Below are 12,469 nucleotides of genomic sequence, written 5' to 3'. Positions count from 1 at the left end.
CGGAAACTATCGGATTACTTGTCTCCACTCGGTAGTAAAATAAGGCAGTTTAGCCTTGAAGATATAATGACGAACAATATCAGACGAATTTGTTTTTTCGTTTTTATCGGCGTAAAGTATCCGGTACGGCTGGTTTAAAGGCTTCCCCTCCAGCCAGGATATAATTATTGCGTTTAATGTTTGCTCAAACATGGGGGGGTGAACATTCTGTACATTTTTCATAAGGTATGCACAGGTACGTTCAACAAAATGCCAATCTATTTTTGATGAATTGTAGGCAAGAATGCCACTGTTGATCTTTTTGCACATGGAAATGTTCAGGTCCTTGCTGATAACATCCTCTGGTAAAACATAATAAGAAGCAGGTATGGTATCCTGCATAAAGTAGTTTTCATTATTTCTGTAAGCGTCGATCAGTTCTTTCGGCTCATTAAAAAACAGCATATCGCTATCCAACTGTATGATATAACGATTGTTGGTGCGCATATCTACCAGTTTCCTGAAAAATGCATTCTCTTTGCGTAAGGCCCTTAGCAGCGGAAAATCCTTTTCAGGCAATACTTCGTCAATTTGTGTGCTCAGGTCTTTAGTGCTAATGATATTGACATTAGGGAGCGCCTTGATGATAAATCCGCTTAGTTCCGGGCTTAAAGTGCCGTCTGAATAAACATTGATGCGTACATGGCCTTTCAATAACCTGGCAAGGGAATAGGCGCAAAAAATAGTTTGGTGCCAGTATTTAGCACCTGTAAGATAACTTACCTCCAATTTATAATCCGAAGATAATGTTACCGGGGATAACTTCAGCGCTGCTTTTTTCATTTGCCGCTCGCCCCGCCGCATGCTCAGCCAACCTTTCAGCCCAAAATGACTGATATGATACCTTATAGAAAAGGTTGGTTTAAAAAAATACTTGTATGCTATTTTACCTAATGACACGGGCTATAAAAAATGTTTCCAGGCTTGTTTAAAATAACCTTCTTTTGAAAGGTCGACATAGTGATGAAGAATGCCTGTTTTGTTTTTTATCTGATCCGGGCCGGGGTTAACAATATAATCTCCGGCTTTTAAAACAGCAGCATCAGTGTCGGCTATCATCATGGCCGATAACGCCTGCTCTAAATAATAAGAAGCTCCTTCCTGCTCCTCCAGTGTTTTAACCCAGTTTTCCAGCTTGTCCCAATCAATAGCTTCGCTTTTTAAACCGATAGCCCCCACATTAAGCAACGGTTTTACAGGTGCTCCGGTCAGTTGTTCCATTAATTGCTGAGAATATCCATAAGCTTCTGTACAATCAATCATGTGCAAAGGTTGTTGCGGGGCGTAAAGCCAGGTAATTATCTCCTTGGGTTCGTGCCAAAAAAGCATGTCCGAATCCAGTACCAGTTTCCAGTCATCGCCTGGGATGGTGTGCACATCGGTTAGTTTTTTAATGTGAGGATATACTGCTCTTTTTTTATGCAGGTACGGATAACGTGCTTCGGGCAATGTGTTTTGCAGGTTTTCACTGATTTGCTTCACTGTAATTACCTGTGCGCCGGGCAGCTGTTTTGCTACCCTCTCCACCAGTTCAGCATTAAAGCTGCCGTCATCAACCAATATGAATTTAAATTGCGCAGCAGTTGACTTAATTAACGATTGGATGCAATAAAGCGTTTGGTACAGGTAGTTTTTACCTGTTAAAAAGTAAATCGGCAACCCATTAGTATGTGAAACTACCGGGGGCAACTCAAGCGAACGCTGTTCCATCTCCCTACGCCCGTTCATTATGTTTCGGTAATTGAAATAGCCACCAAAACGCCTGAATTTTTGTAATTGTGAACGCGGATTGCGGTATAAAAAATTAATGACTTGTTGTAACAAGGAAAGCTATAAATTAAACAACGAGTCGCGCCAGAATAAATGTCGGACGTTTGCAGTATAATGCCTGCCCACGATGCCTTTTTTTTTCATAGGCTTAATCTGTTGGCTATCCTGGTGATCGTTTTTTATAATCTTTGTTGTCCAGGGTATTCCAATTGATGAACTTGCTATATGAGCAAAAATAGTTTGTTCGGTAAAATAATGCACATAGTTACTTACGTGAAACAATAATTCCTCCAGCCGAAAGTCTTCGCAAATTCTGGGCCCATAAATAATTAATAAGCCCGAACTGAAGGTATAAGTATCATAGAGGTTATTACCGTAGAAATTCAAAACGCGGTCATCATAAGTTGAGTGTCCCTCCTGGCTTCCGCCGCAAACAAACCCGTTATGTTGGGGAATATATTTTTTAAAATCCTTGTAAAAAAGTATGTCACTGTCTATCCATATTACAGGTTGGATCTCGGCCTGGTGAAGTATCACAGCCAATTTTTTGCCAAGCACATGGCTCTCGGCATAGTTTAAAAGATTGATCCTGTTTTTGCCCTGATGATATACCGCGCTTTGTTGCCAGTGCTTAACAATAAGCTCACCCGGCCAAAACTTAAATTTACTTTTGATTTCTTCCGGAGATAACGATCCGTCGGATGCGATGATCAGTTTGGGAATCTCTTCCCAATATTTTGCAATAGAATATACGGCCAGGCGCGTCATATCTATGATGCTTTTGCCTGTCATCATAAGTACAGTATAAGCCGATGATGCTTTGGGCTGCCCTACAACAAGGGGCTTATATTTAAGTAAGCTCCTGTAAAGTACTGGTAAGCGATAAGCCAGTGAATTGCTTATTTTATTGAGCATGGTTGTTCTTTATAAGGCCGTCATACATACCACATGCGCCCTGCCATTTTATATATGCCGCAGCATTTTTCCATGCTTTGTAGGTAAACCAGGCTTTAGCTTTCCGTAATGTAGCCCCCGATTTTGTAATTTGTTGCCATGGGTTTATACCGTGGCTTTGCAGTAGCTGCACCCATGATTTATTGGTATTGTTAAGCAAACGTGCAAGGTAACCTGCGTGCATACGTTGAGCAGGAATAATATGTTGTAGTATGAGCTGAGGGAAATAACCAACCTGCCAGCCGCCTTTAAGGATCTCGAGCACAATATCGTTATCGCCGCCGGAGCTTAAGGAGTTACCCAACCTATCGCTGATGTTGTTTTTGCCCTGTGTTATTTTTTCCAAATAGGATGATAGCGCTTCGCGTTTTATAGCCATCCCTGCGCCTATGGGTGCAGCTGTTGGATATTGATTATTCCATGCCGCTGTTAAGGGGGTATCGCCAAGGTCACGCAGGGCCAGGCTTCCGTAAAATTCCCACAGCCATTCGGGAGGGTTAGTTTCAAACAATGGGATTGATTTACCACCTATAGCGCCCACTTTGGGATTTTGGCCAAATATACTAAGGGCTTTTTCAAGATAGCCGCCTTCAATCATATTATCATCATCAACCATTACTATAATATCGCCCGTTGATTCATTGAAACCCTTAAGCCGGGCATAGGTTAAACCTTGCTTTGTTTCATCTATAATTTGAACGGCAGGGTGCCAGCTTAAATTAAGCTGCTGCCGGAAATTGTTAGATGAATTATTGTCGATAATTATTAACTCCCATTGGTTGGCAGGCAGTGATTGGCTTTTTAAGGCCGAAAGCGTTTGCTGTAATCTTGCTGCATCCGGATTATAAGTTGGGATAATTACGCTTAACTCAGTCATTATATAAGATATCGGCAGGTAAAGGTTCGTTAATTAAAGCCAGTTGTTCTATTACAGCCGCCTCAACTGTGCCGGGCAAAATCATTTGCATGCACTTTTTATCATAATGGCAGGTATTATGTAACCAGCATGGTGAGCATTCAACCGCAGAATATATGTTTTTAAAACTATGATATCCCGATTGGTCTGGTTTTTCGCGTCCACCATATATGATTACCGACCGGCAGTCGACTGAGCGTGCCAAATGCATCATAAACCCTACATGTGATACCAAAAGGGCCGCATTACTTAATATGGCTGCTGTTTGCCGGATAGTAGTTTTCCCGCGCAGGTCGATAACGTTTTTCAGCGGCGCATCTGTTTGAGAGCCTAACTGGATGAATTTGTGGGTTTGACAAAGCAAATCAACAACCTGTTGATGTTTTTTAACGTCCCATTCTTTATTACCCATCGGGAACAATGCTGCTGAGCCGGATGTTGTTATTACGATATGGTTTTTTGCCCACTGCGCTGCTTCCAGCTCATTAGCAGTTAAAATTAAAACGGGCTTAAGATCTATTTTACCTTTAAGCTGTAAATCATCGGCCATTTTTAAAATGATATGCTTTTCGGGTATTTCGTCGCCGTCGGTTTCGGGGTGATAAACGGTGTATTTGGGAAAAACAGTTTTTACTTTGAAGACTTTAAGAAGCAAACCGGATAGTAATGCACCAAAAGGTAAAATAAGTTTGATATCCGGATTATACTCAAAGAGTTGTTGTTGGTTACTTTTTACCCAGATATTTTTATGTCTGCGCCCGTAGAGCTCCCGGCTTAATACAGTGAGCAGCAGGTTATCGCCCAGTGATTCGCCGAAAGCAATGATATAGGATGGTATACCGTATTTATAAAAGTAAAACAGTGTTGATTTTATGGTTTTAATTCGGTTTTTCAAAATATTGCTTTGAGGCTTCCAATTATCACCTCACTTTTTCAGGCTCCAGTACATCATTCTTAAAAAAGTTTTAAACCTGAATGAGATGCTTAGTCCGTTTAAGCCGGTTATATAGTATAAAATGTTGAACCAGGCAAAAGCTATACTTTGTTTTTCCTTCGCCAGCCACAGGCAGCAGTAAATTGATTGCTGCAAACATGTAGCTTTATCATTGATTTTGCCGAGGGCCTTATGGGTTGACAGAAACTTATAATGATAACTGAAAAAACGATAATCATAAGTTGATGAGCTTAAACCAGCCTCGCCAAAACGTGCGATATCCAGATCGATATATTTGGTTTTAAATACGGGGTTACAAAATACTTTCAACGTTAAATGGTAGTCAGCAGCCACCTTAAACTTTATGTTGTATTTACCGGTGTAATTAAATATCCCGCGTTTATAGAAAATGCCCTGGTGATGGATGCCGCGTGATAATACTTTATCAATAGTATCATCCGCATATTTTGTTTTTGATGTAGCACCTACCACATTACCATATATAAGATCGGCAGGTTCATTTTGAATGGCCTGATGAACCTGACCCAACACCGTGGAGTTGCTGAAAGTATCATCGCCCCCTATAAAGTAAAGCCATTGACCGCTCGCCATATCAATTCCTTTATTCATGGCATCATAAATGCCCTTGTCGGGTTCAGAGATAAACAGCATATTATGATTGTCTACTTTTTTTAAATTGCTGATAATATACTGTGTATTATCATTTGAGCCACCATCAACCAAAATCAGTTCGTAGTTTTTAAAGGTCTGGCGGGTGATGCTATCTAATGCCTGCTGTAGCGTGCCTTCACAATTATATAGCGGCATGACGATGGAAAAAAATGGCTTCAATTGAGGTTTGATGTTAATACCTTGTCCGCTTCATTTACCCAGGTATCCAAGCCCTGCGGGTTCCAGTGCGTGTCACTGCGGTAGAAGAGATTGCGCTTCTCGGCTTTGAAAGTTTTATATAATGGTATTACAGGAAGATCAGTTTTTTGCTCAACTCTTTCTAACAGATGATTATAAGGCATCCGTTTATCGTCATAGATTGAAACCGCATTTGGGATCACTGAAAGGAAAACCTTTTTAAAGCCAATAGCCCGATAATAATCGCGTGCAATATCCAGATTGCGGACTATAGAATCTAAAGCGGCCCCGGTTTTAGGCTTGAATGCTGACTGTAAACTGGCGGTATCGACGGTAATATTATAAAAAAGTCTTTTTTTATCAGTACTCTCCGTTACCTCTTTGGCTACGCGATTAAAAAGTTTATAGTTGAGTGATGCTTTGATCTCTTTGAAAGAGGTCGCCAGTTTATTATCAAAAAGAATTAGTTCGAGATTGCGGCTTAGATCCTTGTTAAAGATGACATTGCCTACCCGTTCAAAAATAGATGCTGCCGGCGGTTGGTTACCCAACCGGGGGGCATTACTAAAATTTAGGCCATTTTTAATTTCATTATTTGTCCACCTTGTTTCATCTGTTTTGCTGATATCATAGCTGACCAGGTTACGCTCGGCAAATTCCATTATGAGATAGTTTTGTTTGGTACTATCCAGTTTAATTGGACCGAAGGCAAAACGACGATCAAGGAAAATTACATTATCAAATGCATCAAAAGCGCCGTAAAGTATTTTATCTGCCAAAAAGCTGTCGCCTATAATATATAATACCCTATTGGTGTTTTGCCTGCCGGGTTTGGGGTTGTAGTGTTTAAAAAGTTCGAGTTCAAATTTGTATTGAGGCAGATTTGACATGCCGTAAAGATCGCCATAGCGCCACTTGTCCGAATAGGAAAAAAAGGCTTTATACCAGTTGGTTTCCTTTGTTGTTTTGGAATAAATGTGGCTGAAATATTTGTCAAAATATAATTTATTGATGAATGACCGGTTCATGGAACTAAGCAGCAACGCAACACTAATGAGCAATATGAATAAACTGGTAACCTTACGCATTAAAACTGGAAATAAATAAACTGAGCTTCGTTAAAGATCCCTAAAAAGTAACAGGCAAGGATAAGCCCGCCTATAATGACCGCCTTTGTTGTGTTTGAATAATCTTTCGCTTTTCGCAAATAACGTTCGCCTAAAAGCAGGATAATGATGATAAAGGCACAATACCAAAGTTCAGGGACAGACATCAAATTACCGGCCGAATAGGTAAATCCTTTACCGGCCAATATTTTACTTAAAATATAAAAAGCATCGGATACTGTAGCTGCCCTGAAAAACACCCAGGCAAGAGAAACCAGGTTAAAAGTGAAAAGCCATTTCAGGAAGGTAAAGCCTTTGATCCCGATACCGTACTTGTTGAATAACTGGTAAGCAACGAGCAGCAAACCATGAATCAGGCCCCAAACAAGATATTTCCAGTTGGCGCCATGCCACAGACCGCTTATCATAAATACAATAAGCAGGTTAATGCAGGTTACCCGGAAATTAATCTTGCTGCCCCCCAACGGGATATACAAATAATCACGAAACCAGGTGGAAAGTGAGATATGCCAGCGTTTCCAAAAATCAGAAACATTGGAGGCAAGATAGGGCAAGTTAAAATTCTGCATTAGCTCGATACCCAAAACGAGGGCCGTGCCAACGGCGATATCCGAATACCCGCTAAAGTCGCAATAGATCTGGAATGCAAAAAAATAGGTTGCTACGAGCAGTTCAAGTGCCGAATGACCATGCGGATTATTGAAAACAGGGTCGACGTAAAGGCCCAGTCTATCGGCAATCACCACTTTTTTAAACAGGCCCATCGCCATAAAAAATAAACCAGTTATCAAGTTACTGCTTCGGAAATTGTTCACCCGGTGTAACTGGGGCAAAATATGCTGGGGCCGTTCAATTGGGCCTGCTACCATTTGCGGGTAAAACATTACATACAAGGCATAAAGGCCAAAGTGACGCTCGGCGGGTTGATTGCCCCGGTAAACCTCAATGGTGTAGCTCATAGCCTGGAATGTATGGAACGATAAGCCAATAGGCAATATAAAATCAAGCAATGGTAATTGCGGGCCATGGAATGTGTCAGATAGCAAATTCAGGTTCGCGGCCAAAAAGTTGAAATATTTATAAAAGGCCAGTACACCAATATTGGTGATCAGGCTTAAAATGAGATAAAACCTGCGGGTTTTGCCTGTGGCTTTTTCTATCAGGATACCGGCACAATAATCAACAATAATGGTAAACAGAATGATGAGGATGTATACCGGCTTAAAGTACATGTAAAAATAGCTGCTTGCGGCTAAAAGCCACATCCATCTTAATTTATGTGGCAGCAGGTAATATGTAATGGTTACAATTACAAAAAATACAAGGAACAACAGGGAGTTAAAAAGCATTTAAAAAAGCAGATATATAATTTAGTTTACAATAATTTTGACGTCAGCGCCTGGTTTAGCTTGCATTATTAAGAATTGATATTGCCTTATTACTGATAATTATAGGATCGACATTGTTGATATTGAGGTTGGAGCCGCGCTTGTATAAATCGTTGAGTAACGCATAATTATCTTTATTGTTAAACTCTTCAGAAGGATAAAACGTGTATATATTGTTTGCAATGGTTAAGGGATAGGGGACAAAACGACCGAAATGGTTGCCATTAGAGATACAAATTGCGGTAGTTTGTGTACCTGCAGCTATATGTATAGCACTGGTATCATTTGAAATTAGTAAATCTGCATTGTTGATAAGTTCAATTAATTCGACAAGATTAGTTTTACCGGTTTTATCCTCAATTTTTTCTTTGTTTTTTGATTGTGATATTATTTCCGTAGCCAGGCATGAATCTGCAGATGAGCCCGCAATTGTAACCGTAACTTTAAATGTTGAATTTGCCATTATGGAATCAATTGCTGTTGCAAATAAGTTTGTTCCCCACCTTCTATACTCCTGGCCCGCACCGGGAAATATTACCAATTGCAAGGCCCTTTTTTTGGTTGACTTACTTTCGGTTGGCAAATTTAATAAGGTATCAATTCTCTGACCTGTAAGGGTTTCAATAAATTTGCGATTTCTCAGGTATTCAAAATAATCAGTTCCGGGCACATCTATAATACTGTCATAAAATTTATAAGAGCGTTTTAATTCTTCTAATGATTCCATATTAGTATAATCGCCGCTGCTGCAAATCTTTTGTTTGGCTCCAAGTTGGGATATAAACTCGTCGGTGTGCAATACTCTTGAATGAACCGGATTGATTAAGATATCAAATGCCTTTTTTTTAATGGCTAATGATAACCTTATTTTTTTGTTTATATCATAAATTATTGATGGCGTTATCCAGATAAATTCATCGATGACATTTTTATCATATGCCTCGGCTATATCTTTAAATCCTATATTCCCAAGGAGCGTCAGTTTATAGCCTTTAAATTTTGGTGCGTGTTTGATACATCTTATATAGTTTCTGAAAAGAATGTAATCGCCAAGAGCATCAAGTCTTACAATTAAAATCCGGTTACTTTTAAAAGGAAGGGACGTTTCGTTAAAGAAACGGAATAAGATCCTCAGGATTTTGTTTGTACTTCTTTTTAGTAACATCATGAGTAATATCCAAATACCTTATATAATTTGATCCTGATCCTGTTAAAAAAAACAATTTTCTTCCATTCATGAACAGTGCCGTGAGCATCTGCTCCCCATATTTTCTGATGATCGGCCTCCCATTGCGCCTTCATTTTTGGCGAATGAGTTTTGGCCTGGTCATGCACGTTGGCAACGGAAAGTGGCTCTTTGATTAATGCCCTGCTGTGTCCTTTTACCAGCCTGAGCCATAATTCAAAATCAAGGGAGCAATGAAGCTCCTCCCAAACGGGTTCATGAATGGAGGCGCTCCAAAAAGTGGAGGGCTGCACAAGGCTCGGAATCTTGATAAAATAATCAATAAAAGGCAATACCCGCGTCGTGGTTGTTTTGCCGGACACAACATTGTAGTCGTTCCCGTAACCGTATATAAAATCTGCATTGGTGCTCATGAATTTATTTAACACCTTATGGAAAACGCCTTTAAGATAGTAATCATCACTATTGATCCAGGCGTGGTACCGGCCCGATGAAAGACTGAACCCCTGATTAATGGCATTGCTTTGGCCATTATCTTTTTCGCTTTGATAATAGCTAAGCCATGGGGCGTATTTTTCAATAATCTGTTTGGATTGATCGGTACTGCCACCATCGATGATGATGTACTCCAGGTTGGGATAATTTTGCAAAAGCACAGCCCTGATGGTTTGCTCCAGAAAACCGGCCTGGTTATATGATGGGGTTACGATGGTAAGCTTAGGCCAGTTTATTTTATTATCATAAACCGTTTGTGCAACCTGCTCATCCCAGGGCCAGCCGGCTTTGCCGAACGGAGGTGGGGGCAACTGGTGCAATAGTCCGTTTTCGGTACCGGCTACTATGGGCAGGGGCAATTGAACGCCTTTATTGATAAAGTTTGAACGGTAAGACTGAAGATCCGGAAGGTTCATGTTTTTTGTTCAGTCAATGATCTGCAGAAATGTTCGGCCAAATTTTTTAACGCTTTCATGATAAGTGTTACTTTCAAAGAGCGGGGGAGGGGTTTGATGTTCACTGAACTGCTGAAGCAGTTGCGCTAACTGGTTAACATTATGCGGATTAAAAAAGCATGCCGAGCTGTTAACCAGTTGCTCCCTATGGATCTCAATATCTGAAACCAGTAAAAATTTATTCATTAGCTTAGCATCCTCCACAACAGTGCTCCAGCCTTCAAACAACGAAGGCTGTATAATGGCAATGGCATTATTCATTAACTGAAGCTGATCACGTCTGTCAATAAAACCCAGGAACTTAATGTTGTTGCCGATGTTATTGTCTTCGACAAACGCTTTCATCTCCGTAAAATAATGAGGGTTCCGGTAGTCGTTGGTATTACCGGTAAAAGCTACGGTAATTTCAATGCCTTTCGTTTTTAGTTCTTTAACTGCTTTCAAAACTGCCAGCTGATTTTTGTGTTTCCAGAATTGGTTGGGGCAGATAAAATAACGGGCGAGCAACTGATATTTTTCAAGCAGTAATTTGATGTTGATATCCTGATACGGAGGATGCGCTACTGCGAAAGGCAGAACGTTTATCTTAACCGTATGCTGAGGGAAAATGGATTTGAAATGTCCGAGCGCAGTATTGCTGCTCACAATTAAATGCCCGGTAGAGGCTTGAATTTCCTGCTGGTTTTTCAGGCGCGAGGCAATATCGTCTTTACTGAAAAATTCAGGGGCAAAATGTTCCTGGAAATCAGCTACCCAATATATTTTCTTTTTAGCAGCCGATTGTTGCTCACTTTTATAATAAGGAAAAACAGCATCAAGGGCTTTAATTTTCTGGCTAAACAAACGAATGTTAAACAGCCGGTTTGTTATCCTGTTCAGCAATTGGAAACCCTTATTTGCTTCGCCCGAACCAAGCTGAAAGCTGATATAAGGATAGTTGAATTTTTGCTGCGCCGTCCTGAAGCTTTCGTAACTATCGGTAAGCAAAACAATATGCGGCTTTTCCTCATCATTAAGGGCGTTTAACGCATTTACCAGGTTTTCGATGTAGTAAGTGCCGCCGATCCAGTTTTCGTTGTAGGTGTAGCTTAGTCCTATTCTTTTCCTTTTAGCCATTTACAATAGATATTAATACCATCCTCAAAATTTACTTTTTGTTGGTAGCCCAGGCTAATTAGCCGGCTGTTATCGGCTTGCCAGTATAACGGATCGCCAACGCGGTTGGTGCCTGTAAATGATAAACCGCCGCTAAAGCCTATATATTTCAAAAAAGTTTTGGCTGCTGTTGTTATAGTGATGGTATTATTATTAGCAATATTTGTAATGCTGAACCCGGGCCTATCGGCATTGACAAATAGGTTCATGGCATTTACAATATCGGTAACATGAATAAATTCGCGTGTTTCGTTACCGGTACCGAACAATGTGATATTTGTTTGAGTCTGCGATTTTTTGTAAAGGTCCCAAAACAGCTGCTTTTTCAAACCGGCTCCATATGCCGAAAATACACGGAAGATATGAACATTTAAGCTAAAATGAGTATGATATAGCTGGCAGAGCTCTTCGGCTTGTTTTTTATGCACACCATAGGGTGAGAGCGGATTAAGCGTATGGGACTCTGTAATAGGTAGCATTTGCGGATTACCGTAAACTGCCGCGCTTGACAATTGGATGAGCCTGCAATTGGCATTACCTTCTTTTATGGCATTGAGGATGCTCACAAGGTGATAAACGTTTAGCAGGTAATCGCGCTCAGGGTTATTGAATGATTCGGGCACTGACGCAGCCCCTGCACAGTTAATACACCAATTGAACTGTTGTTTATGAAATACCTTCTTAAAATCGGCGTTGATAGCATCAATTAAAAAGTAGTTGGGATCGTCATATTCTACCACCACATCAGCGCCATAAACTTCATAGCCTGGCTGATTTTTAAAATAGCTGTAACAGGCCGAACCGATAAATCCTTTGGAGCCTATGACAAGTATTTTCATTGCTGTGGTAATGTTTTTATAAAACTTGCCGGGTTCCCGGCAACCATGGTAAACGGTTCAACATTTTTAGTAACCACTGCTCCTGCTGCTACGATAGCGCCTTTGCCAATGGTAACGCCTTTTAAAATTACAGCGTTCAGGCTGATCCAGGCATAGTCATCAATTATTATCGGTGCGGTGTGTACATTGCCTTTATCGGCCCAGTGCCCGTTGTGTACCAGGTCCATCCACCGTTCGGCCCTTTCAATGGCTTCAAGCTCATGCGCATTTGTGTCCATAATATTTACATTATGTGAGATTTGCACAAAATTGCCAATGGTTATGCTTTCGCCCGACCAGAT

13 protein-coding genes are annotated in these 12,469 nt (G+C 40.5%); all 13 read right to left on the bottom strand.

Going from position 1 to position 12,469, the window contains the following annotated elements:
- Positions 1-6: 6 nt before the first annotated feature.
- A complete protein-coding gene (locus BLP33_RS14900; RefSeq protein ID WP_139160001.1) occupies positions 7-822 on the bottom strand; it encodes a hypothetical protein in 816 nt (271 codons plus the stop codon).
- A gap of 120 nt (positions 823-942) precedes the next feature.
- A complete protein-coding gene (locus tag BLP33_RS14895) occupies positions 943-1,767 on the bottom strand; it encodes a glycosyltransferase family 2 protein (RefSeq protein ID WP_139160000.1) in 825 nt (274 codons plus the stop codon).
- 102 nt (positions 1,768-1,869) lie between these two features.
- The gene (locus BLP33_RS14890) at positions 1,870-2,724 is read right to left on the bottom strand and encodes a hypothetical protein (protein ID WP_090530008.1); all 855 of its coding nucleotides are present in this window, start codon (positions 2,722-2,724) and stop codon (positions 1,870-1,872) included.
- Positions 2,714-3,640: a glycosyltransferase gene (locus BLP33_RS14885; RefSeq protein WP_090530005.1), complete on the bottom strand. Its 927-nt coding sequence runs from the start codon at positions 3,638-3,640 to the stop codon at positions 2,714-2,716. The genes BLP33_RS14890 and BLP33_RS14885 overlap by 11 nt, the downstream gene beginning before the upstream one ends.
- A complete protein-coding gene (locus tag BLP33_RS14880) occupies positions 3,633-4,574 on the bottom strand; it encodes a glycosyltransferase family 9 protein (RefSeq protein ID WP_090530003.1) in 942 nt (313 codons plus the stop codon). The genes BLP33_RS14885 and BLP33_RS14880 overlap by 8 nt, the downstream gene beginning before the upstream one ends.
- 30 nt (positions 4,575-4,604) lie before the next feature.
- On the bottom strand, positions 4,605-5,441 hold the full coding sequence (locus tag BLP33_RS14875) for a glycosyltransferase family 2 protein (RefSeq protein ID WP_090530000.1): 837 nt from the start codon (positions 5,439-5,441) through the stop codon (positions 4,605-4,607).
- 20 nt (positions 5,442-5,461) lie between these two features.
- Positions 5,462-6,571 carry an alginate O-acetyltransferase AlgX-related protein gene (locus BLP33_RS14870; protein WP_090529997.1) on the bottom strand — a complete coding sequence of 370 codons (1,110 nt, stop codon included), beginning with the start codon at positions 6,569-6,571 and terminating at the stop codon, positions 5,462-5,464.
- A complete protein-coding gene (locus BLP33_RS14865) occupies positions 6,571-7,959 on the bottom strand; it encodes an MBOAT family O-acyltransferase (RefSeq protein ID WP_090529994.1) in 1,389 nt (462 codons plus the stop codon). Before BLP33_RS14865 ends, BLP33_RS14870 begins: the two co-directional genes overlap by 1 nt.
- A 55-nt stretch (positions 7,960-8,014) precedes the next feature.
- Entirely contained in the window at positions 8,015-9,166 is a 1,152-nt protein-coding gene (locus BLP33_RS14860) for a glycosyltransferase family 9 protein (RefSeq protein WP_090529991.1), read from the bottom strand.
- Positions 9,163-10,095, bottom strand: coding sequence for a glycosyltransferase family 2 protein (locus BLP33_RS14855; RefSeq protein WP_090529988.1), 933 nt, complete (start codon positions 10,093-10,095; stop codon positions 9,163-9,165). The genes BLP33_RS14860 and BLP33_RS14855 overlap by 4 nt, the downstream gene beginning before the upstream one ends.
- A 9-nt stretch (positions 10,096-10,104) precedes the next feature.
- Positions 10,105-11,250, bottom strand: a complete 1,146-nt coding sequence (locus BLP33_RS14850) for a glycosyltransferase (protein WP_090529985.1) — start codon at positions 11,248-11,250, stop codon at positions 10,105-10,107.
- Positions 11,229-12,128, bottom strand: coding sequence for an NAD-dependent epimerase/dehydratase family protein (locus BLP33_RS14845; RefSeq protein WP_090529981.1), 900 nt, complete (start codon positions 12,126-12,128; stop codon positions 11,229-11,231). The genes BLP33_RS14850 and BLP33_RS14845 overlap by 22 nt, the downstream gene beginning before the upstream one ends.
- Positions 12,125-12,355 carry an acyltransferase gene (locus BLP33_RS27865; RefSeq protein ID WP_371328325.1) on the bottom strand — a complete coding sequence of 77 codons (231 nt, stop codon included), beginning with the start codon at positions 12,353-12,355 and terminating at the stop codon, positions 12,125-12,127. Before BLP33_RS27865 ends, BLP33_RS14845 begins: the two co-directional genes overlap by 4 nt.
- Positions 12,356-12,469 lie beyond the last annotated feature (114 nt).

The sequence above is a fragment of the Mucilaginibacter sp. NFR10 genome, assembly GCF_900100445.1.
Lineage (GTDB): Bacteria > Bacteroidota > Bacteroidia > Sphingobacteriales > Sphingobacteriaceae > Mucilaginibacter > Mucilaginibacter rubeus.
Note: the sequence above shows the minus strand (reverse complement) of the source record. Positions and strands in the feature narration are given on the sequence as shown.

Coding starts and splice junctions, on each gene's coding strand:
- BLP33_RS14900 (WP_139160001.1), bottom strand. CDS start 822: ATGAAAAAAGCAGCGCTGAAGTTATCCCCGGTAACATTATCTTCGGAT.
- BLP33_RS14895 (WP_139160000.1), bottom strand. CDS start 1,767: ATGAACGGGCGTAGGGAGATGGAACAGCGTTCGCTTGAGTTGCCCCCG.
- BLP33_RS14890 (WP_090530008.1), bottom strand. CDS start 2,724: ATGCTCAATAAAATAAGCAATTCACTGGCTTATCGCTTACCAGTACTT.
- BLP33_RS14885 (WP_090530005.1), bottom strand. CDS start 3,640: ATGACTGAGTTAAGCGTAATTATCCCAACTTATAATCCGGATGCAGCA.
- BLP33_RS14875 (WP_090530000.1), bottom strand. CDS start 5,441: ATGCCGCTATATAATTGTGAAGGCACGCTACAGCAGGCATTAGATAGC.
- BLP33_RS14870 (WP_090529997.1), bottom strand. CDS start 6,571: ATGCGTAAGGTTACCAGTTTATTCATATTGCTCATTAGTGTTGCGTTG.
- BLP33_RS14865 (WP_090529994.1), bottom strand. CDS start 7,959: ATGCTTTTTAACTCCCTGTTGTTCCTTGTATTTTTTGTAATTGTAACC.
- BLP33_RS14860 (WP_090529991.1), bottom strand. CDS start 9,166: ATGATGTTACTAAAAAGAAGTACAAACAAAATCCTGAGGATCTTATTC.
- BLP33_RS14855 (WP_090529988.1), bottom strand. CDS start 10,095: ATGAACCTTCCGGATCTTCAGTCTTACCGTTCAAACTTTATCAATAAA.
- BLP33_RS14850 (WP_090529985.1), bottom strand. CDS start 11,250: ATGGCTAAAAGGAAAAGAATAGGACTAAGCTACACCTACAACGAAAAC.
- BLP33_RS14845 (WP_090529981.1), bottom strand. CDS start 12,128: ATGAAAATACTTGTCATAGGCTCCAAAGGATTTATCGGTTCGGCCTGT.
- BLP33_RS27865 (WP_371328325.1), bottom strand. CDS start 12,355: ATGGACCTGGTACACAACGGGCACTGGGCCGATAAAGGCAATGTACAC.